The sequence below is a fragment of the Streptomyces novaecaesareae genome, from assembly GCF_000716875.1.
Taxonomy (GTDB): Bacteria; Actinomycetota; Actinomycetes; order Streptomycetales; family Streptomycetaceae; genus Kitasatospora; species Kitasatospora novaecaesareae.
Genome location: NZ_JNWQ01000090.1, coordinates 1 through 21101, shown reverse-complemented (window position 1 = coordinate 21101; position 21101 = coordinate 1). Strand labels below are relative to the sequence as shown.

Sequence of the window (21101 nt, the reverse complement as noted above, 5' to 3'; positions counted from 1 at the left end):
GCGGGAGGGCGGGCGGAGGGGCCGGATCGTCCGTCCCCCGGTCGAGTGACGAGGGTGTCGGTCGGCGGTGTCCGGCGGCCAGACTGGGGCGATGGACGAGGAGGAATCGCTGGCGTCGTGGGCGGCCAGGCGGGAGCAACGGCTGCGGCCGGTCGGGCAGTTGCGGGCCGTACGGCTCGCGGACGGGCAGCAGCGGGGCGCCCATGTGGCGCCGGGTGAGCCGAGGCTGATCATGCGCTGGGACGGCTTCCAGTGGCTGCCGGAGACGGTGGTCGACGACTACGCCGCCGCCCAGCGGATCCTGCACGGGATCGAGGGCGACGGCCGGTTGCGGCCCGTGAACCGGGCGCAGCGGCCGAAGAAGGCGCCGGGGCGTCATCGCAAGCCCTGAGGCCCCGCAAGCCCTGAGGCGCCGCAAGCCCTGAGGCGCCGAGGGGCCCGGGACGCCAGCGCGCCCCGGGCCCCGGGCCCCAACAGCCTGTGCCCGTAGGTCAGTTGTGGGCGTGCAGGTCGGCGTTCAGGCCGCCCCAGGAGCCGGAGCGGGCGATGACCTCGACCGCGCCGGTCTGCGAGTTGCGGCGGAACAGCAGGTTGTCCTGGCCGGACAGTTCGACGGCCTTGGCCACCGTGCCGTCCGGGGTGGTGACCCGGGTGCCGGCGGTGACGTAGAGGCCGGCCTCGACCACGCAGTCGCTGCCGAGCGAGATGCCGATGCCCGCGTTGGCGCCGAGCAGGCAGCGCTCGCCGACCGAGACGACCTGCTTGCCGCCGCCGGACAGGGTGCCCATGATCGAGGCGCCGCCGCCGATGTCGCTGTGGTCGCCGACGACGACGCCCGCGCTGATCCGGCCCTCGACCATGGAGGTGCCCAGCGTGCCGGCGTTGAAGTTGACGAAGCCCTCGTGCATCACGGTGGTGCCGACGGCCAGGTGCGCGCCGAGCCGGACACGGTCGGCGTGGGCGATGCGCACGCCGGTCGGGGCGACGTAGTCGGTCATCCGCGGGAACTTGTCGATCCCGTAGACGGCCAGCTGGCCGCCCTGGGCGCGCACGGCGAGGCGGGCCTGCTCGACCTTGTCCACCGGGACGGGGCCGATGCTGGTCCAGGCGACGTTGGCCAGCAGGCCGAAGATGCCGTCCAGGTTCTGGCCGTGCGGCTGGACCAGGCGGTGGCTGAGCAGGTGCAGGCGCAGGTACACGTCGTGCGTGTCGAGCGGCTTCTCGTCCAGCGAGGCGATGGTGGTGCGCACGGCGACCACCTCGACGCCGCGGCGCGCGTCGGCGCGCAGCGCCTCGGCCGCGCCGGCGCCGAGCTCGGCCTCGGCCTGCTCGGCGGTCAGTCGGACGGTGCCGGCCGGGCCGGGCTCGGCGGCCAGCGCGGGGGCGGGGTACCAGGTGTCGAGGACGGTGCCGTCGGCGGCGATGGTGGCCAGACCGGCGGCCACGGCGCCGTTCGCCGGGGAGGTGGATTCGAGCGAGGTGGATTCAGCAGTCACATCGTGCACGTTAGCCAATGCGGGGCCCCGCTGCCGAACACGCCCATCGTGCGGACACGCCCGGCGGACGCCCTGGCCGGTGGGGTGCCGGGCGGGAAAACCCGGTGCTCAGGGGCCGGTTCCTGGGCAATACTTCGGCGGGTGTTCATGTCGATCTCCACCACTGGCAGCGCCGAGAATCCGGCCACGGATCTCGGGTTCCTGCTGCACAAGCACCCCGGCAAGGTCCAGCGGTTCACGACGTCGCACGGTGAGGCCCACGTCTTCTACCCCGAGGCGGGGGACGAGGCCTGCACCGCGGCGCTGCTGCTGGACATCGACCCCATCGCGCTGGTCCGCAAGGGCCGGGGCGACGGCAGGGGGCGCGGCGGCTCGCCCGACTTCGCGCTCGCCCAGTACGTCAACGACCGCCCGTACGCCGCGTCCTCGCTGCTCGCGGTGGCGCTGCGGACGGTGTTCCGGTCCGCGATGAAGGGCGCCTGCCCGGCCCGTCCCGAACTGCCGGGGCAGGCCCGCCCGCTGCGGATCGAGCTGCCCGCCGTGCCCGCGAACGGTGCGGGCGAGGGCGGCGGCCCGGCGATGGTGGCCCGGTTGTTCGAGCCGCTGGGCTGGCGGGTCGAGGCGACGGCGATCCCGCTGGACGAGGCGTTCCCGGAGTGGGGCGATTCCCGGTACGTGCGGATCGCGCTCGCCTCCGAGACCGTCCGGCTCGCCGACGCACTCCAGCAGCTGTACGTGCTGCTGCCGGTGCTGGACGGCGCCAAGCACTACTGGGTCGCCCCGGACGAGGTGGACAAGCTGCTCGCCGCCGGCGAGGGCTGGCTGGCCGCCCACCCGGAGCGCGCCCTGATCACCCGTCGTTACCTCGCCCGCCGCTGGTCGCTGACCCGGGCCGCGATGGAGCGCCTGGAGCTGGCCCGGCTGGCGGAGGCGGACGACCGCGAGGTCGAGGAGATCGACAACGCGGTCGACGACCGGCCCGCGGAGGAGACCGTCCAGGAGACCGGTCAGGAGACCGGCCGGGGGACGGGTCAGGAGAGCACCCAGGAGAGCAGCCAGGAGAACGGCGGCGAGCAGGGTGGGGAGGAGCGGACGGAGCCCCGCCCGCCGTCCCTCGCCGAGCAGCGCCGCACCGCGATCATCGACGCCCTGCGCGAGACCGGCGCCGCCCGCGTCGCCGACCTCGGTTGCGGGCAGGGCGAGCTGATCGGCGAGCTGCTCAAGGACGCCCGGTTCACCGGGATCCTCGGCGTGGACGTGTCCGTCCGGGCGTTGCAGGCGGCGAACCGCAAGCTGCGCCTGGAGCGCCTGCCGGAGCGGCAGGCGGCCCGGGTGACGCTGGCGCAGGGCGCGCTGACGTACACCGACGCCCGGCTGAAGGGCTTCGACGCGGCGGTGCTGTGCGAGGTGATCGAGCACCTGGACCTGCCGCGGCTGCCCGCCCTGGAGTACGCCGTGTTCGGCGCCGCCCGGCCGCGGGCCGTCGTGGTCACCACGCCGAACGCCGAGTACAACGTCCGCTGGGAGAGCCTGCCGGCGGGCACGGCCCGGCACGCCGACCACCGCTTCGAGTGGTTCCGCGCCGAGTTCCGCGCCTGGGCCGAGAAGGTCGCGGCCGCCTACGGCTACACCGTGGTGCTGCGCCCGGTTGGCCCGGAGGACGAGGAGGTCGGCGCACCTACCCAGCTCGCCCTGTTCCGTACCGCCGCCGAGCCCACCGCCGCCGAGCCCACCGCCACGACGGCGACCGCCACGACGGCGACCGTCACGACGGCGACCGTCACGACGGCGACCGTCACGACGGCGACCGTCACGACGGCGACCGCCACCGAAGCACCGGTCGCCCGGCCGACCGCCACCGAACCGACGACGCCCGAAGGAGGCGAATCCCGATGACCGACGACGCAGCCGACGCGACAGCCGACGACGCGACAGCCGACGACGCAACTGACACGACAGCAGACGCGACAGCCGACGAGGCACCCGAGAGCACCACCCCCCGCCGCCTCCCCGTCACCGACGTCTCCCTCGTGGTCCTGATCGGCACCAGCGGCGCGGGCAAGTCCACCTTCGCCCGCCGCCACTTCCTGCCCACCCAGGTCGTCTCCTCCGACTTCTGCCGCGGACTGGTCGCCGACGACGAGAACGACCAGTCCGCCTCCGCCGAGGCCTTCGACCTCCTGCACTACATCGTCGGCAAGCGCCTGGCGGCCGGCCGGCTGACCGTCGTGGACGCCACCAACGTGCAGCCCGAGGCCCGTCGTCAGCTGGTCCGGATCGCCCGCGAGCACGACGTGCTGCCGATCGCGATCGTCCTGGACGTCCCGCCGGGGGTGTGCGCCGAGCGCAACCGCTCCCGCCCGGACCGCCAGCTGCCCGCCCACGTCATCCCGCGGCAGAACCGCGAGCTGCGCCGTTCCCTGCGCGGCCTGGAGCGCGAGGGTTTCCGCAAGGTGCACATCCTGCGCGGTGAGGCCGAGGTGGCGTCGGCCGGGATCGAGCTGGAGAAGCGCTACAACGACCTGCGCCACCTCTCCGGCCCGTTCGACATCGTGGGTGACATCCACGGCTGCCGTTCCGAGCTGGAGACGCTGCTGACCCGCCTCGGCTACAGCCTCACCCGGGACGCCGAGGGCCGCCTGGTGGACGCCGAGCACCCGGCGGGCCGTACCGCCGTCTTCGTCGGCGACCTGGTCGACCGCGGCCCCGACACTCCGGGTGTGCTGCGCCTGGTGATGGGCATGGTGGCGGCCGGCCACGCGATCTGCGTGCCCGGCAACCACGAGAACAAGCTCGGCCGGGCGATGGACGGCAAGAAGGTCACCGTCTCGCACGGCCTGCAGGAGTCGCTGGACCAGCTGGCGGGGGAGAGCGAGGAGTTCAAGGCCCGGGTGCGCACCTTCATGCGCGACCTGGTCAGCCACTACCTGCTGGACGGTGGCGCCCTGGTGGTCTGCCACGCCGGTCTGCCGGAGAGGTACCACGGCCGCAACTCCGGCCGGGTCCGCTCGCACGCGCTGTACGGGGAGACCACCGGCGAGACCGACGAGTACGGCCTGCCGGTGCGCTACCCGTGGGCCGAGGAGTACCGGGGGCGGGCGCTGGTGGTCTACGGCCACACTCCGGTGCCGGCCGCGAGCTTCGTCAACAACACCATCTGCCTGGACACCGGCTGCGTCTTCGGCGGCAGCCTGACCGCGCTGCGCTACCCGGAGCGCGAGCTGGTGAGCGTCGAGGCCGAGCGCGAGTGGTACGCCCCGGTGCGTCCGCTGATCACCGACGCGCCGGGCGCCCGTGAGGGCCGCCCGCTGGACCTCGCCGACGTGGCCGGGCGCCGGATCGTCGAGACGGGTCTGCACGGTCGGGTCGCCGTCCGGGAGGAGAACGCGGCGGCCGCGCTGGAGGTGATGAGCCGCTTCGCGCTGGATCCGCGGCTGCTCGCCTACCTGCCGCCGACCATGGCGCCGAGCGCGACCTCCCGCCGGGACGGCTACCTGGAGCACCCGGAGGAGGCCTTCCTCGCCTACCGCGCGGACGGCGTGCGGCACCTGGTGTGCGAGGAGAAGCACATGGGCTCGCGCGCGGTGCTGCTGGTCGCCCGGGACGGGGTCGAGCTGGAGCGCCGCTTCGGCGTGGCGGGCCCGGGCGCGATCTGGACCCGTACCGGCCGCGCCTTCCTCGGCGACGACGGGCTGACCGCCGCCGTGCTGGACCGGGTGCGGGCGGCCGCCGAGCGGGCCGGGCTGTTCGAGGAGCTGGGCACCGGCTGGCTGCTGCTGGACGCCGAGCTGATGCCGTGGTCGCTGAAGGCGGTGGAGCTGCTGCGCCGGCAGTACGCGGCGGTCGGTGCGGCGGCGGGCGCCGCCCTGCCGGAGGTGCTGTCCGCGCTGGAGCGGGCGGCCGGGCGCGGCCTGGACCTGGCCGGGCTGACCGACCGCCAGCGGCAGCGCGCCGCCGACGCGCGGGCGTTCACCGAGGCGTACCGGCGCTACTGCTGGCCGACCGAGGGCCTGTCGGGCATCCGGCTGGCGCCGTTCCAGGTGCTGGCCGCCGAGGGGGCGAACCTCGCGGTGCGCCCGCACGACGAGCACCTGGCCTGGATCGACCGCCTGGCGGCCGCCGACGAGGAGCTGGTGGCCGCCGGCGGGGGGAAGGAGCCCGTGCTGTACCGCACCGGCCGGATCCTGGTGGACACCGAGGACGAGGCCTCGACGGCCGCGGCCACCGCCTGGTGGGAGGAGCTGACCGGGGCGGGCGGCGAGGGCATGGTGGTCAAGCCGCTGGCCTCGCTGGTGCGGACCTCGCGCGGGGAGGGCCGGCCGGGCGGGCTGGTGCAGCCCGGTGTGAAGGTGCGCGGCCGGGAGTACCTGCGGATCATCTACGGCCCGGACTACACCGAGCACCTCGACCGGCTGCGCCAGCGGACGTTGGGCCACAAGCGCTCACTGGCGCTGCGCGAGTACGCGTTGGGCCTGGAGGCGCTGGACCGGCTGGCGGCCGGGGAGCCGCTGTGGCGGGTGCACGAGCCGGTGTTCGCGGTGCTGGCGCTGGAGTCGGAGCCGGTCGATCCGCGGCTGTAGCGGCGGCCGGCGGTGAGGGGAGTCCCGTCGGGGGCTCCCCTTGCCCGGCCGGGGAACGGGAGCCCCCTTCCCCGGGCCGGGGCGCCCGTTCACCGACCCCCTTCTGTATAGAAATTCGGGCCGTCGTATACACTTGCCAGCCTTCCCCCTCGTCCCGTCACCCAGGAGCCCGGCATGGCCTTCAATCTCCGGAACAGGCACTTCCTCAAGGAGCTCGACTTCACGCCCCAGGAGTTCCGCTTCCTGGTGGACCTCGCCGCCGGGCTCAAGGCGGCGAAGTACGCGGGCACCGAGCAGCCCCGGCTGCGCGGCAAGAACATCGCGCTGATCTTCGAGAAGACCTCCACCCGCACCCGCTGCGCCTTCGAGGTCGCCGCCCACGACCAGGGCGCCACCACCACCTACCTGGACCCGGCGGCCTCGCAGATCGGCCACAAGGAGTCCATCAAGGACACCGCCAGAGTGCTCGGCCGGATGTTCGACGGCATCGAGTACCGCGGCCACGGCCAGGAGATCGTCGAGGAACTCGCGCAGCACGCCGGAGTCCCGGTCTGGAACGGCCTGACCGACGAGTGGCACCCCACCCAGATGCTGGCGGACGTGCTCACCATCACCGAGCACACCGTCAAGCCGCTCCCCGAGGTCGCGCTCGCCTACCTCGGCGACGCCCGCTCCAACATGGGCAACTCGCTGCTGGTCACCGGTGCCCTGCTCGGCATGGACATCCGGATCGTCGCCCCGCGCGCGCTCTGGCCGACGGAGGACGTGCAGAAGTCGGCGCGGGCCCTGGCCGAGACGACCGGCGCCCGGATCACCCTGACCGAGGACGTGGCCGAGGGCGTGGCCGGCGCCGACTTCCTCTACACCGACGTCTGGGTCTCGATGGGCGAGCCCAAGGAGGTCTGGGCCGAGCGGATCGAGCAGCTCAAGCCCTACCAGGTCTCCATGGACACCGTCCGCGCCACCGGCAACCCGGCCGTGAAGTTCCTGCACTGCCTGCCCGCCTTCCACGACCTCGGCACGGTGGTCGGGCGGCAGATGTTCGAGGCGACCGGCATGACCGAGCTGGAGTGCACCGACGAGCTGTTCGAGTCGCCGCACTCCATCGTCTTCGACCAGGCCGAGAACCGCCTGCACACCATCAAGGCGGTCCTGGTCGCCACCCTCGGCTCCTGAGGCCCGTCGACGGCCCGAGGATCAGCGCTCCAGCTTGACGCAGGCCACCCGGTCGCCCGCCGCGTGCGGGCCGGCCGGGGTGCCCGCGTGCAGCACCAGCGAGCGGGCCTCGCCCGGCCGCGGCTGCCAGGCCACCGCGGTCGTGGCGGTGGCCTTGCCCTGTCCGTCGGTGCGCAGCAGCAGCCGCAGCTCGTTTCGCTCGTTGGCGTACGCCGGGTCGGTGGACGGCTGCACCGGGTCGACCGCGTCCTGGTAGTGCGGGCCGGAGGAGGCCGGGTCGGCCCCGCAGCTCCCGGTGTGCAGGTGCACCGGAAACTCGTGGTCGGGGGCGAGCCCGGACACCGTCACGGTGAACTCCGTCCGCCCGGGCACCGATCGGTCGGTGACGACCCGGGCGTGCGAGCCGTACGGCACCAGGTCGGTCGCGTAGCTGACGGCGGTCGGCGGGACGAAGGCGGTGGCCGGGTCGAAGGCGGCCTCCAGGACGGAGACCCGCGAGGCGGCGGGGGCGAGCAGGGCCAGCGGCAGCAGGGCGGCGGCGAGCGGAGCGGGCATCGGTCGGGCCTTCCGGGGCAGGGCGACGGTCACCCTGCTAACGGCGCCGGCCCGCGAAGGACACCGCCGCCCGCGTACGACACCGCCGCCCGCACCGGCGCCCGCCCTCAGGCCGGTTCGCGCCGGATCCCCCGGATCTCGCAGCGCGGCCCGCTGGCCCGCATCAGCCGCAGGTCGGCGGTGACCAGCGGCACCCCGTGCAGCTCGGCGACCGCGACGTACGCGGCGTCGTCCGGGGTCAGGTTGTCCTTGAGCTCCCAGATCCGCCCGAGCAGTGGTGCCACCTCGACCTTGCGGACCGCCACCGCGGCCAGCTCGCCGGTGAGTTCGGCGACCCGTTCGGCGGTCAGCTCCTTGGCCAGGTAGAGGCCGCGCAGCGACTGCATGACCTCGACCAGGATGTGCTCCGGCGCCAACCACTCGCCACCGGAGGCTAGTTCGGCCCGGGCGGCGGCCCCGCGCGGGCCCTCGTCGGCCAGTGCCAGTACCAGCGCGGATGCGTCCACCACGATCATCGTCGTTCCCTGCCCGTCCCCGTACGTCAACTCATCGGTCACCGTACCGGGGCGGCTCTCACCCCTTGGCGCCGGGCGTCGCACCGGCGCTGCCGGAGGGCATGTTCTTCTCCGGGGTGTCGTCGTGGAAGGGCCGGACGGCGTCCTCGGCCCGCTTGGCCTCCTCCGGGGTGATCCACTCGTGGAATCCGGTGGCCATCGCGGCGGTCTTCAACTGGTCGAGGCTCAGCGGCAGTCCGTCCCGGATCGTGCGGGCCTTGGCGGACTCCGCCACCTCGCTGCTGTTGACGGCGGAGACGGTGACCCGGGTGTTGTCCGGTCGCAGCAGGTTGGCGGTGCGGGATACCACGTCGCCGAGCACGCTCTCGGTGAGCTTGAGGTGGCTGCCGTCGGGGAGCACGGTGGCGGAGCAGGAGCGGATGTTCGGCGCGACCGTCTTCTTGCAGTCGTAGTCGTCGTCGTAGCCGATGATGTACGGGTCCTGGCCGGGGCCCGGCGGGTAGGAGCCGGGGCGGTAGAGGGCCCCGATGCCGCCGTCGACCTCGACGCTCACCTCGGCGGGCCCGGAGCCGTCGTCGTACAGGAGCCGGCCGCGGGCCATCACGTTCCCCGTCTCGGGCCCGGTCCACCCGACCAGCCCGGAGTAGCCGGAGAACCCGGAGGTGTGTCCCGGGGGCAGGGACCGGGCGAGGGTGAGGACGGCCGCGTGCCCGGTGAGGGCGACCGTGCCCTGGTCGGCGCCGGTGCCCGGGTCGAGCCGTTCGGGGCCGTCGTCGGACTTCTGCAGCGGTTGCGGGAACGTCCGGTCCGGGGTCGGCGACGCGGAGATGGTCGGAGCCTGGACGGTGGCGGCCGCGCCGCCGCCGGGCCGCAGGGTGAGGGCGCCGGCGACGACCAGGACGGCCGCCGCGGCCGCGCCGACCGTGGTGAGCCGCCGTCGGCGCCGGATCGAGCGGCCGCGTTCGGCGGCGCCGACGACCAGCGGGCCCAGGTCGGGCCCGACGCCGTCCAGCGCGCGCTCGAAGGTGGCGGACAGCTTCCGGCCGTCCACGTCGGACTCGTTCATGGTGGGGTTCCTCTCGGGTACGTGACGTGGGCTCAGGACAGGGTGAGCTGGTCGGCGGCTTCCGGCCCGAGGACGGCGCGCAGCCGCCCGAGGGCGCGCAGCGCCTGGCTGCGCACCGCCCCGGCGCTGAGGCCGAGTTCGCCGGCGGTCTCGTCGACGCTGCGGTCCTCCCAGTAGCGCAGGACGAGTACGGCCCGGTCCCGGGGCGGCAGTTCGGCGAGCGCGGTGAGCAGGGTGACGCGCAGCGCCGGGTCGCCCTCGGGGGCGACGCCATCCGGCAGCTCGCCGAGGGCGGGCCGCTCGCCGGTGCGGCGCAGCCGGCGGTGGGAGAGGTAGGCGCGGACGAGCGCGCTGCGGGCGTAGGCCTCCTGGTTGTCGGCGCGCCGGACCTTGGACCAGGAGGCGTAGAGCTTGGCCAGGGTGACCTGGGTGAGGTCCTCGGCCAGGTGCCAGTCGCCGCACAGCAGCAGGGCCGTGCGGAAGAGGCGTTGCCCCCGGCTGTACGCGAAGCCCTCGAACTCCGCGTTCTCCTCCGCCCGTCGCTTCTTCCCGATCACTGCTGTCCCCTCGAATCGAACCCCGTGGATGTGGGGTCTGCGCCCCCTGTGCCCGGTAAGACGCCTGAGCCCGGAGGCCGCGTTACGGGCCGGCGGAGGCGGCTTGCGGCGGGTCAGCTCCCGAGCAGGAACCCGGCGAGCACCGAGGCGGCGTTGGCGGTGGCGGAGGCGGCCCAGGGGAGCGGGGTGCGCAGCGGCAGCCCGGTGAGCGGGCCGAGCAGGGTGCCCTCGACCAGGCAGACACCGGCCTCGCCGATCCCGAAGGCGGTCCAGTACGCTGCGGCGGGCCCGGCGGAGTACGGCCGCAGGGACCACCAGAGCAGCGGGTGCGTCGCCAGGTTGACCAGGACGGCGGCAGCGGCGGCGCGGGACGGCCGCAGGCCGCCGGCTCGGACGAGCGCGGCGGTGTAGACGGGGACCTCGACCAGCAGGGTCAGGGCCAGGGCGAGGGCGTAGGGCACGGCGGGGATCGTGCCACGGGGAGGGGAGCATGGCCACCGAGGTCGCACCGGCAGCGCCACCGGCACCGGCACCGCCACAGCCACCCGCAGCGCCACCGGCACCGGCGTCGACGGCCCCGCCGGTCTGGCCCGCGCCCGGCGCGGCGCCCGGCCCGGCCGCCGCGCCGTTGGCGGGCTTCGTGCTGTCGGCCGTGTTGGCGCTGGCCCTGGCTCTGCGGGCGCCGACCGGCCTGGCGGTGCTGGGCCTGGCCGCCTTCGGGCTGCTGCACAACGTGCTGGAGCTGCGCTACGTGGCGGGCCGGTTCGCCGCCGTCCTGGCGGGGCCGCTGCTGCGGTTGCTGCTGGTGCTGGTGACCGGCATCGTGCTGTGCCGTCTGCTGCCGCCCTCCCGGGCGTCCCAGTCGGCGGAGATCCTGCTCGCGTACGGCCTGCTGGCGGCGGCCTGCCGGTACGGGCTGCGCGGACGTCCGAGGCTGCTGGCGGGGAGCGCGGTGCTGCTGGTGGGGGCCGGCGCGGCTTCGCTGGCTTTCCCCGCGTACCACTTCGTGGTGCTGGCGCACCTGCACAACGTGGTGCCGCTGCTGTTCCTGGCCGAGTGGTCGCGTCGGCTGCCGCGTGGGCGGGCGGTGTTCCTGGCGGTGCAGTGCGGCTGGGTGCTGGTGGTTCCGGCGCTGCTGCTGAGCGGTCTGCTGGACGGTCTGCTGTCCCGGCGTTCCGGCGGCTGGACGGACCGGCTGGCCGCCGCCTACACCCCGCCGGCCTGGCTGACGCCGGAGGCGGGCCTGCGCTTCCTGGCGGTGTTCGCCTTCCTGCAGACGATGCACTGCGTGGTGTGGGTCTGGTTCCTGCCCCGGTACGCGCCGGAGGCGGCGGAGCGGTTCGACGCCCGGGTGCCGGCCCTGCGCGGCGTGCGGGCCTGGCTGCTGGGCGCGGGGGCCGGTGTGCTGCTGGCGCTGCTGTTCGCGGTGGACTACGCGCAGGGCCGGTCGTTGTACGCGGCGCTGGCGAGCTACCACGCCTATCTGGAGTTCCCGGTGCTGCTGATGCTGGTGCTCGGCGTCGGCGTCGACGCGCGCACCGGGACGGAGCGGAGCGCAGGTGGAGCGGAGGTGAACGTATGAGGACGACCTTGTTGGCGGACATCGCCCCCTCGCCGACCGGTGGTGCCGGTGGTGAGCTTGTGGTGGTGTTGCTGATGGCAGCCGCGGTGGTGGCGGGAGTGGTCTGGCTGATCAGGCTGGAGCGCAAGCGGCGCGGCCCGGACGGCGAGTGAGCCATGGCATGCACTATGGTTTATCTCGACATCGAGATAACTGCCGCTTAGGATATATCTCGACATCAAGATACTTGCCGAGAGGCGCTCACCGGCGATGCGGGCAAGGTCAGCCTAACTAAGGCTGACCTTACCACCGCGTGGCGGCCGGATATCGCACGAAGCACCCAGAAGGAGTCAGTCGTGTCCGCGAACAGCTTCGACGCCCGCAGCTCGCTGCAGGTGGGCGACGAGTCGTACGAGATCTTCAAGCTCTCCGCCGTCGAGGGTTCCGAGCGGCTGCCGTACAGCCTCAAGGTGCTGCTGGAGAACCTCCTCCGCACGGAGGACGGCGCGAACATCACCGCCGACCACATCCGCGCCCTCGGCAACTGGGACAACAACGCCCAGCCGAGCCAGGAGATCCAGTTCACCCCGGCCCGCGTGATCATGCAGGACTTCACCGGTGTGCCGTGCGTGGTCGACCTCGCCACCATGCGTGAGGCCGTCAAGGAGCTGGGCGGCGACCCGGCCAAGATCAACCCGCTGGCCCCGGCCGAGCTGGTCATCGACCACTCCGTCATCGCCGACAAGTTCGGCACCAAGGACGCGTTCACCCAGAACGTCGAGATCGAGTACGGCCGCAACAAGGAGCGCTACCAGTTCCTGCGCTGGGGCCAGACCGCCTTCGACGAGTTCAAGGTCGTCCCGCCGGGCACCGGCATCGTCCACCAGGTGAACATCGAGCACCTGGCCCGCACCATCATGGTCCGCGGCGGCCAGGCCTACCCGGACACCTGCGTCGGCACCGACTCGCACACCACCATGGTCAACGGCCTGGGCGTGCTGGGCTGGGGCGTCGGCGGCATCGAGGCCGAGGCCGCGATGCTCGGCCAGCCGGTCTCCATGCTGATCCCGCGCGTGGTCGGCTTCAAGCTGACCGGCGAGCTGCCGGCCGGCACCACCGCCACCGACCTGGTGCTCACCATCACCGAGATGCTGCGCAAGCACGGTGTGGTCGGCAAGTTCGTCGAGTTCTACGGCGACGGCATCGGCTCCATCCCGCTGGCCAACCGCGCCACCATCGGCAACATGTCGCCGGAGTTCGGCTCGACCTGCGCGATCTTCCCGATCGACGCCGAGACCATCAACTACCTGAAGCTCACCGGCCGCGACGAGCAGCAGCTCGCCCTGGTCGAGGCGTACGCCAAGGAGCAGGGCCTCTGGCACGACCCGTCGGTCGAGCCGGTCTACTCCGAGTACCTGGAGCTGGACGTCTCCACCGTCGTCCCGTCGATCTCCGGCCCGAAGCGCCCGCAGGACCGCGTGATCCTGGCCGAGGCCGCGAGCAAGTTCGCCGAGGCGCTGCCGACCTACTCCGCCGAGGCCTCGAAGCCGACCACCGTCACCGCCCCCGACGGCTCGACCTACGAGATCGACAACGGCGCGGTCGTGATCGCCTCGATCACCTCCTGCACCAACACCTCCAACCCCTCCGTCATGCTGGGCGCCGCCCTGCTGGCGAAGAAGGCCGTGGAGAAGGGCCTGCGCGTGCAGCCCTGGGTCAAGACCACCCTGGCGCCCGGCTCCAAGGTCGTCATGGACTACTACGAGAAGGCCGGCCTGCTCCCGTACATGGAGAAGCTGGGCTTCAACCTGGTCGGCTACGGCTGCGTCACCTGCATCGGCAACTCGGGCCCGCTGCCCGAGGAGGTCTCGGCCGCCGTCAACGAGTCCGACCTCGCGGTCGTCTCGGTGCTCTCCGGCAACCGCAACTTCGAGGGCCGGATCAACCCCGACGTCAAGATGAACTACCTGGCCTCCCCGCCGCTGGTGGTCGCCTACGCCCTCGCCGGCAACATGAACGTCGACATCACCAAGGACGCCCTGGGCCAGGACGCCGACGGCAACGACGTCTTCCTCGCCGACATCTGGCCGTCCGAGCAGGAGGTCGCGGCCACCGTCGCCGGCTCCATCGACGAGGCCATGTTCGACAAGGGCTACCAGGACGTCTTCGCCGGCGACCACCGCTGGCAGTCGCTCCCCGTCCCGACCGGCAACACCTTCGAGTGGGACGCCGAGTCCACCTACGTCCGCAAGCCCCCGTACTTCGAGGGCATGGCCAAGACCCCGAGCCCGGTGACCGACATCGCCGGCGCCCGCGTCCTGGCCAAGCTGGGCGACTCGGTCACCACCGACCACATCTCCCCGGCCGGCAACATCAAGCCGGGCACCCCGGCGGCGCAGTACCTGACCGCCAACGGTGTCGAGAAGCGCGACTTCAACTCCTACGGTTCCCGTCGTGGCAACCACGAGGTGATGATCCGCGGCACCTTCGCCAACATCCGCCTGCGCAACCAGATCGCGCCGGGCACCGAGGGCGGCTACACCCGCGACTTCACCCAGGCCGACGCGCCGGTGTCGTTCATCTACGACGCCTCGCAGAACTACCAGGCCGCCGGCACCCCGCTGGTCGTCCTGGCCGGCAAGGAGTACGGCTCCGGCTCGTCCCGCGACTGGGCCGCCAAGGGCACCGCGCTGCTGGGCGTCAAGGCCGTCATCGCCGAGTCCTACGAGCGCATCCACCGCTCGAACCTGATCGGCATGGGCGTCCTGCCGCTGCAGTTCCCGGAGGGCGAGAACGCCGACTCCCTCGGCCTGACCGGCGAGGAGACCTTCTCCATCACCGGCGTGACCGAGCTCAACGAGGGCCGCACCCCGAAGACCGTCAAGGTCAAGGCCGGGGACAAGGAGTTCGACGCGGTCGTCCGCATCGACACCCCCGGTGAGGCGGACTACTACCGCAACGGCGGCATCCTGCAGTACGTGCTGCGCTCGCTGATCGGCTGAGTCCCGGCATAGCGCCTCAAGGGAGGCCGGACCGCACCTCGCGGTCCGGCCTCCCTCTTTTGCCTGCTGCACCGACCCGTCCCGTCCGCGGACTGCGCCGCGACCGACACGTGAAGGGGCCCGCCGTGACGAGCACGGCGGGCCCCTTCAGGCGAGGACGGTCAGGCCCGGTCGCAGGCCTGCGCCCGCAGCGCGCGGGCCAGGTCGTCCCGGCGCTCCAGCACCAGGCGGCGCAGCGCCGGCGCCGCCTGCGGGTGTCCGTCCAGCCAGGCGTCGGCCTCGGCCAGGGTCTGCTCGTCGGTCTGCGCGCTCGGGAAGAAGCCGCCGACGAAGCGCATCGCGATCTCGATGGTCCGCTCGGACCACATCCGCTCCAGCAGCTTGAAGTACGGCGCCGCGTAGAGGGCGGTCAGGTCGCGGTGGGCGGCCAGCGCGAAGCCCGCGATGTTGGCCTCGACCAGGGCGTTCGGCAGCTCGTCCGAGTCGACCACGGCCGACCAGGCGGCGGCCTTGGCCTCCGGGGTGGGCCGGGCGGCCAGGCACTGGGTGTACTGGCGCTTGCCGCTCGCGGTGTTGTCGGCGGCCAGCTCCGCGGCCAGCTCCTCCGCACCGGCCTGGCCGGCGGCGGCCAGGGCCAGCCACAGCGACCAGCGCAGCTCCTGGTCGACGTCCAGGCCGTCGATCCGGGCGCTGCCGGCCAGCAGGCCGCGGACCAGGCCGAGGTGCTCGGCGCCGCCCGCGGTCTGGGCGAGGAAACGGGCCCAGGCCAGCTGGTGGTCGCTGCCGGGGACGGCGTCGCGCAGCTCGCGCAGGGCGCCGTCGGCGAGCAGCCGGCCGCCCTCGGCGCGCCAGGCCGGGTCGGCGTACAGGTCGACGGCGGTCTTCGACTGGGCGTGCAGCGACTGCAGCACGCCGATGTTGCCCTCCTGGCCGGCGAAGCGCAGCACCAGGGCGACGTAGTCGCGGGCCGGCATCAGGCCGTCCCGGGTGAGGTTCCAGACGGCGGACCAGGCCAGCGCGCGGGAGAGGTCCTCGCGGATGTCGCCGAGGCCGGTGCGCAGGGTCTCCAGCGAGTCCTCGTCGAAGCGGATCTTGCAGTAGGTCAGGTCGTCGTCGTTGAGCAGCACCAGCGCCGGGCGGGGGCGGCCGGCCGCCGCGGTGACCACGGTGCGGGCGCCGGTGACGTCCAGCTCGATCCGCTCGGTGCGCACCAGGGCGCCGTCGGCGTCCCGGTCGTACAGGCCGATCGCGATCCGGTGCGGGCGCAGGACCCCACGCGACGGAGTCGCAGGATCATCCGCAGTGTCCTGGAGGACGGCCAGCTCGGTGATCCGGCCCTCGGCGTCGGTGGTGACCTGCGGGGTGAGCGCGTTGACGCCGGCGGTCTGCAGCCAGGCGGCGGCCCAGGCCTTGAGGTCGCGGCCGCTGGTCTCCTCCAGGATGTCCAGCAGGTCGGTGAGCTCGGTGTTGCCGAAGGCGTGGCGCTTGAAGTAGCGGCGGGCGCCCTCGAAGAAGGCCTCCGAACCGGCGTACGCCACCAGCTGCTTGAGGACGGAGGCACCCTTGGCGTAGGTGATGCCGTCGAAGTTGAGCTTGGCGTCCTCCAGGTCCCGGATGTCCGCGGTGATCGGGTGCGTGGTGGGGAACTGGTCCTGCCGGTAGGCCCAGGCCTTGCGCTGGTTGGCGAAGGTGACCCAGGCGGAGGAGTAGCGGGTGCGGGCGCCGATCAGGCCGTAGGAGCCCATGAAGTCGGCGAAGGACTCCTTCAGCCACAGGTCGTCCCACCAGCGCATGGTCACCAGGTCGCCGAACCACATGTGCGCCATCTCGTGCAGGATGACGTTGGCCCGGCCCTCGTAGGCGGCGTCGGTGACCTTCGAGCGGAAGACGAACTCCTCGCGGAAGGTGACGCAGCCGGGGTTCTCCATCGCGCCGATGTTGTACTCGGGGACAAAGGCCTGGTCGTACTTGCCGAAGGGGTACGGGTAGTCGAACTCCTCGTGGAAGAAGTCGAGTCCGAGCTTGGTGACGCCGAGGATCTCGTCCGCGTCGAAGTACGGGGCGAGGGACTTGCGGCACATCGCGGAGAGCGGGATCTCCAGGGTGGTGCCGTCGGCGAGCTCGCGGCTGTAGTGGTCGCGGGCGACGTGGTACGGGCCGGCGACGACGGCGGTGAGGTAGGTGGAGATCGGCTTGGTCGGCGCGAACTCCCAGGTGCGGGCGCCGCCTTCCGCGGTGACGTGCTCGTGCGGGGCGTTGGACCACACGTCCCAGGCGGCCGGGGCGGTCACGGTGAAGGTGAACGGGGCCTTCAGGTCCGGCTGTTCGAAGTTCGCGAACACCCGGCGGGCGTCGGCCGGCTCGTAGTGGGTGTAGAGGTAGGTCTCGCCGTCCACCGGGTCGACGAAGCGGTGCAGGCCCTCGCCGGTGCGGCTGTAGGCGCAGTCGGCCTCGACGGTCAGCTCGTTCTCGGCGGCCAGGCCGTCCACGTGCACCCGGGCGCCGTCGTAGGCGGTGGCCGGGTCGATGGCGCGGCCGTTGAGGGTGACGGAGCGGACGGCGGGGGCGAGCAGGTCGAGGAAGGTGTCCGCACCGGGCCGGGAGCAGCGGAAGGTGATCGTGGTGGTGGAGCGGAAGGTGGCGGCCGCTGCGTCCGGCGCCGAGGTCACGTCCAGCCGGACCCGGTAGCCGTCCACGGCCAGGAAGCTGGCCCGCTGCTGGGCTTCGTCGCGGCTGAGGTTCTTGCCCGGCACGGCGGTACTCCTTTGTCCGGCTCGCACGGTGGTGCGGGTCTGGGCGGTGAGGTCTCGGTGCGCGGTGGTGGCCGTGCACGCGGGGTCATCCTTTCACGCCCCCCGCCGTCGGTACCATTGCACAGGCCGCCGCGTCCGCGCCGGAATCAGCGGCGCCGCGCGGGTGTTGGGCCTCGGGGGCGGATATCCCCCTGCCCGGATCACCTCACGAAGGACGACACGCAGTGACGACTGCCGCTGAGCGCAAGACCGCAGACTTCTGGTTCGACCCGGCCTGCCCGTGGGCGTGGATGACCTCCCGCTGGCTGATCGAGGTTCAGCAGCTGCGCCCGGTCGACGTGCGCTGGCACGTGATGAGCCTGTCCGTGCTGAACGAGCACCGGGACCTCCCGGAGAACTACCGCACGATGCTGGACAACGCCTGGGGCGCGGTGCGGGTGTGCATAGCCGCCGCCGAGCAGCACGGCGAGGAGGTGCTCGGCCGGCTCTACACCGAGCTGGGCCTGCGCTTCCACAACCAGGGCCTGCCGCAGAACCGGGAGACCGTCACGGCCGCCCTGGTGGCCGCGGGCCTGCCCGCCGAGCTGGCCGACGCGGCCGACACCGACGCCTACGACGAGGCCCTGCGCGCCTCGCACAAGGAGGGCATCACCCTGGTCGGCGAGGACGTCGGCACCCCGGTGATCGCGGTCGAGGGCGCGGACGGCGACCGGGTCGCCTTCTTCGGCCCGGTGGTCACCCCGGCACCGAAGGGCGAGGCCGCGGCCCGGCTCTGGGACGGCACCCTGCTGGTGGCCTCCACCCCGGGCTTCTACGAGATCAAGCGCACCCGGACGGCGGGCCCGTCCTTCGAGTGAGCGCACGGCCGCCGAGCGGCCGTACGGCCTCCGGCCGGCTGCACCGCCTTCGAGCGGCCGTACGGCGAAGGGGCCCGGTACCGGGGTTCGGTACCGGGCCCCTTCGGGTCGGGCTCAGCGCGCGGCGGCGTCCCGGCGCTGCTTGAGCAGGCCGGCGGCAATCAGCAGCGCCACCAGGACCCCGGCCGCGTACAGCTGCTCCCGGTTGCCCTCGGTGGTGGTCATCAGCGCGAGGATGCCGGCCACGGCGGCCATCGCGACCCAGGTCAGGTACGGGTAGCCCCACATCTTCACGGTGAGCAGCTCGGGCGACTCGCGCTCCAGCCGGCGGCGCATCCGCAGCTGGACCACGCAGATGAACAGCCAGACCACCAGGATCGCCACGCCGGTGGTGTTCATCAGCCAGGTGAACACGGTGTCCGGCCAGAACTTGGCGGCCAGCACGGCGCCGAAGCCGAACAGGCAGGAGGCCAGCACGGCCCGGCGCGGCACCCCGCCGCTGACCTTGGCCAGCGCCTTGGGGCCCTGGCCGCGGCCGACCAGCGAGTACGCCATCCGGGAGGCGCCGTAGATGTTGGCGTTCATCGCGGACAGCAGCGCGACCAGCACCACGACCTGCATGATCGCCCCGGCGCCGGGCACCCCGAGGTGGCGCAGCATGGTGACGTACGGGCCGTCGGCGACGACCGCCGGGTCCTTCCAGGAGACCAGGGTGACCACCAGGGCCATCGAGCCGATGTAGAAGATCGCGATCCGCCACACCGCGGTGCGCACGGCGTTGGCGACGTTCTTCTTGGGGTCGTCGGACTCGGCGGCGGCGATGGTCACGGTCTCCAGCCCGCCGTACGCGAAGACCGAGGCGAGCAGGCCGACGATCAGCCCGTTGACGCCGGTGGGCAGGAAGCCGCCCTGGCCGGTGAGGTTGCCGGTGCCGGGGGAGCCGGGGCCGATCACCCCGGCGATGCCGAGCCCGCCGAGGACCAGGAAGGCGATGATCGCGGCGACCTTGATCGTGGCGAACCAGAACTCGAACTCGCCGAAGTTCTTCACCGCGGTCAGGTTGCTGGTGCAGAAGAAGACCATGAACAGGGCGACCCAGACCCACGAGGAGACGCCCGGTATCCAGCCGTTGACGATCTTCCCGGCGGCGGTGGCCTCGGCGGCGACGCCGCAACAGAGCATCACCCAGTACATCCAGCCCGCGGTGATCCCGGCCCAGGGGCCGACCTCCTGCTCGGCGTGCACCGAGAACGAGCCGGAGGCGGGGCGGGCCGCGGACATCTCGCCGAGCATCCGCATGATCAGCATGACCAGCAGGCCGGAGAGCACGAAGGCCAGGATGATCGCCGGGCCCGCGGCCGCGATGCCCGCGCCGGAGCCGACGAAGAGGCCTGCGCCGATCACGCCGCCGAGGGCGATCATCGACAGGTGGCGCTGCTTCAGCCCGTGGGAGAGCTGCTGGCCGGACGCCGGAGCGTCGGCGCCGGTGGTCCCGGGCGCCGGGGGCGCGGAGGTGGGGGCCATAGGGGTGGTTCCAGACTGTGCGGTATGCGGCATGAGTTGTCCAATATCCGGGGACACCTCTGTTCATGCCAACGAAGCCCGGTCCGGGACCACATTGCGGACCGGGCCGCGACACGGAGTGACCGTCAGGTGACCGAGTGCTGTCCCGGGCCGGTTCCGACAACGCGCGAGGGCGGGGCTTTGTCCGAAACCGTGCAGGTGGCGGAGTGGATCACCGCGTAGGTTCACAGGTGTTCACTCACCCGGATCCCCACGGAGGAGCCCCCCGATGGCCACCGCCACCACCCCGATACCGCGCCGCGCCGTCCTCGCCGACCTGCTGCCCGCCGCCTCCACCCGCCTCGGCGCCCAGGCCCGCGACCTGGCCCTGGTGGCCGGCGGCGCCGCGCTGACCGGCGTGGCCGCGCAGCTGTCGGTGAACGTCCCCGGCTCGCCGGTGCCGGTCACCGGCCAGACCTTCGCCGCCCTGCTGGTCGGCACCGCGCTCGGCGCCCGCCGCGGCGTCGCCTCGCTCGCCCTCTACCTGCTGGCCGGCATGGCGGGCCTGCCCTGGTTCGCCGAGGGCACCTCCGGCTGGGCGATGCCCTCCCTCGGGTACGTGCTCGGCTTCGTCGCCGCCGCGGCCCTGACCGGCGCGCTGGCCCGCCGCGGCGCCGACCGCAGCCCGGTGAACACCGCCGTCACCATGGTCCTGGGCAGCCTCGCCATCTACGCGGTCGGCGTCCCGTACCTGGCCTTCTCGCTGCACGTGTCGCTCGCCCGCGCCGCCGAGCTGGGCCTCTACCCGTACCTGGTCGGCGACGCCCTCAAGGCGGCCCTCGCCGCCGGCGCCCTCCCGCTGGCCTGGAAGCTCCTCGGCAAGCGCTGAGCGCACCGCCTCGATCGGCCCCCTGCGGAGCCCGGGCGCACGCGCATGCCACACTCATGGCATGCGCGTGTACCTGGGCTCCGACCATGCCGGATACGAACTGAAGAACCACCTCGTGGAGTGGCTGAAGGGAGCCGGCCACGAGCCGGTCGACTGCGGGCCGCACATCTACGACGCCGAGGACGACTACCCGCCGTTCTGCCTGCGCGCCGCCGAGCGCACCGCCGCCGACCCGGATGCGCTGGGCGTCGTGATCGGCGGCTCGGGCAACGGCGAGGCGATCGCCGCCAACAAGGTCAAGGGCGTCCGGGCCGCGCTGGCCTGGAGCCTGCAGACCGCCGAGCTCGGCCGTCAGCACAACAACGCCAACGTGATCTCCATCGGCGGCCGCATGCACACCGAGGAGGAGGCCACCAAGTTCGTCGAGGTCTTCCTCAACACCCCCTACAGCGGCGAGCCGCGGCACACCCGCCGGATCGAGATGCTGAGCGAGTACGAGACCACCGGCGAGCTCCCGCCGATCCCGGCCCACCACCCCCAGGGCCTGTCTCTTATACACATCTGACGCTGCCGACGAGCGATCTAGTGTAG

18 protein-coding genes are annotated in these 21101 nt (G+C 72.9%); 10 read left to right on the top strand and 8 right to left on the bottom strand.

Translation table 11 applies throughout. The features are described from left to right. Window positions 1-91: 91 nt before the first annotated feature. Entirely contained in the window at window positions 92-391 is a 300-nt protein-coding gene (locus tag OP86_RS27355) for a DUF6087 family protein (RefSeq protein ID WP_030058292.1), read from the top strand. A gap of 100 nt (window positions 392-491) precedes the next feature. Here the strand turns inward: OP86_RS27355 and dapD are convergent, their stop codons facing one another. Further along, window positions 492-1496 carry a 2,3,4,5-tetrahydropyridine-2,6-dicarboxylate N-succinyltransferase gene (gene dapD / locus OP86_RS27350; RefSeq protein WP_030058291.1) on the bottom strand — a complete coding sequence of 335 codons (1005 nt, stop codon included), beginning with the start codon at window positions 1494-1496 and terminating at the stop codon, window positions 492-494. Window positions 1497-1637: 141 nt separating this feature from the next. On the opposite strand from dapD, the gene OP86_RS27345 reads away from it, so the two are divergent. The 3 genes from OP86_RS27345 (at window position 1638) to argF (ending at window position 7252) form a co-directional block, all read left to right on the top strand. Beyond that, window positions 1638-3392: a 3' terminal RNA ribose 2'-O-methyltransferase Hen1 gene (locus OP86_RS27345; RefSeq protein WP_078588559.1), complete on the top strand. Its 1755-nt coding sequence runs from the start codon at window positions 1638-1640 to the stop codon at window positions 3390-3392. Then, the gene (locus OP86_RS27340) at window positions 3389-6076 is read left to right on the top strand and encodes a polynucleotide kinase-phosphatase (protein ID WP_078588558.1); all 2688 of its coding nucleotides are present in this window, start codon (window positions 3389-3391) and stop codon (window positions 6074-6076) included. The genes OP86_RS27345 and OP86_RS27340 overlap by 4 nt, the downstream gene beginning before the upstream one ends. 174 nt (window positions 6077-6250) lie before the next feature. Beyond that, entirely contained in the window at window positions 6251-7252 is a 1002-nt protein-coding gene (gene argF, locus OP86_RS27335) for an ornithine carbamoyltransferase (RefSeq protein ID WP_030058288.1), read from the top strand. Between the two features lie 21 nt (window positions 7253-7273). Here the strand turns inward: argF and OP86_RS27330 are convergent, their stop codons facing one another. The 5 genes from OP86_RS27330 to OP86_RS38405 form a co-directional block, all read right to left on the bottom strand. Then, window positions 7274-7807, bottom strand: coding sequence for a superoxide dismutase family protein (locus OP86_RS27330; RefSeq protein WP_030058287.1), 534 nt, complete (start codon window positions 7805-7807; stop codon window positions 7274-7276). 107 nt (window positions 7808-7914) lie between these two features. Next, window positions 7915-8322 carry a type II toxin-antitoxin system VapC family toxin gene (locus OP86_RS27325; RefSeq protein WP_030058286.1) on the bottom strand — a complete coding sequence of 136 codons (408 nt, stop codon included), beginning with the start codon at window positions 8320-8322 and terminating at the stop codon, window positions 7915-7917. A gap of 58 nt (window positions 8323-8380) precedes the next feature. Continuing rightward, complete coding sequence (locus OP86_RS27320; protein ID WP_030058285.1) at window positions 8381-9388, bottom strand: hypothetical protein; 1008 nt, start codon at window positions 9386-9388, stop codon at window positions 8381-8383. 32 nt (window positions 9389-9420) lie between these two features. Further along, window positions 9421-9945: a SigE family RNA polymerase sigma factor gene (locus OP86_RS38410; protein WP_051830762.1), complete on the bottom strand. Its 525-nt coding sequence runs from the start codon at window positions 9943-9945 to the stop codon at window positions 9421-9423. Between the two features lie 113 nt (window positions 9946-10058). Beyond that, entirely contained in the window at window positions 10059-10406 is a 348-nt protein-coding gene (locus tag OP86_RS38405; protein WP_030058283.1) for a hypothetical protein, read from the bottom strand. Window positions 10407-10435: 29 nt separating this feature from the next. Between OP86_RS38405 and OP86_RS27305 the strand changes: the two genes are divergently transcribed. The 3 genes from OP86_RS27305 (at window position 10436) to acnA (ending at window position 14508) form a co-directional block, all read left to right on the top strand. Then, window positions 10436-11527, top strand: coding sequence for a hypothetical protein (locus OP86_RS27305; RefSeq protein WP_106973526.1), 1092 nt, complete (start codon window positions 10436-10438; stop codon window positions 11525-11527). Then, the gene (locus tag OP86_RS36935) at window positions 11524-11679 is read left to right on the top strand and encodes a hypothetical protein (RefSeq protein WP_157849856.1); all 156 of its coding nucleotides are present in this window, start codon (window positions 11524-11526) and stop codon (window positions 11677-11679) included. The genes OP86_RS27305 and OP86_RS36935 overlap by 4 nt, the downstream gene beginning before the upstream one ends. Before the next feature lie 183 nt (window positions 11680-11862). Beyond that, window positions 11863-14508 carry an aconitate hydratase AcnA gene (gene acnA / locus OP86_RS27300; RefSeq protein WP_030256412.1) on the top strand — a complete coding sequence of 882 codons (2646 nt, stop codon included), beginning with the start codon at window positions 11863-11865 and terminating at the stop codon, window positions 14506-14508. Between the two features lie 161 nt (window positions 14509-14669). Here acnA and pepN read toward each other — a convergent pair whose 3' ends face one another. Further along, a complete protein-coding gene (gene pepN / locus OP86_RS27295) occupies window positions 14670-17261 on the bottom strand; it encodes an aminopeptidase N (protein ID WP_030256408.1) in 2592 nt (863 codons plus the stop codon). 224 nt (window positions 17262-17485) lie between these two features. Here pepN and OP86_RS27290 point away from each other — a divergent pair, with 224 nt between their 5' ends. Further along, window positions 17486-18118 carry a DsbA family protein gene (locus OP86_RS27290; protein WP_030058279.1) on the top strand — a complete coding sequence of 211 codons (633 nt, stop codon included), beginning with the start codon at window positions 17486-17488 and terminating at the stop codon, window positions 18116-18118. A 114-nt stretch (window positions 18119-18232) separates the two neighbouring features. On the opposite strand, the gene OP86_RS27285 is transcribed toward OP86_RS27290, so the two are convergent. Next, window positions 18233-19642, bottom strand: coding sequence for an amino acid permease (locus tag OP86_RS27285; protein ID WP_030058278.1), 1410 nt, complete (start codon window positions 19640-19642; stop codon window positions 18233-18235). Between the two features lie 268 nt (window positions 19643-19910). Here OP86_RS27285 and OP86_RS27280 point away from each other — a divergent pair, with 268 nt between their 5' ends. After that, window positions 19911-20510, top strand: coding sequence for a biotin transporter BioY (locus tag OP86_RS27280; protein ID WP_030058277.1), 600 nt, complete (start codon window positions 19911-19913; stop codon window positions 20508-20510). Window positions 20511-20571: 61 nt separating this feature from the next. Continuing rightward, on the top strand, window positions 20572-21075 hold the full coding sequence (locus tag OP86_RS27275; protein ID WP_033333632.1) for a ribose-5-phosphate isomerase: 504 nt from the start codon (window positions 20572-20574) through the stop codon (window positions 21073-21075). Window positions 21076-21101 lie beyond the last annotated feature (26 nt).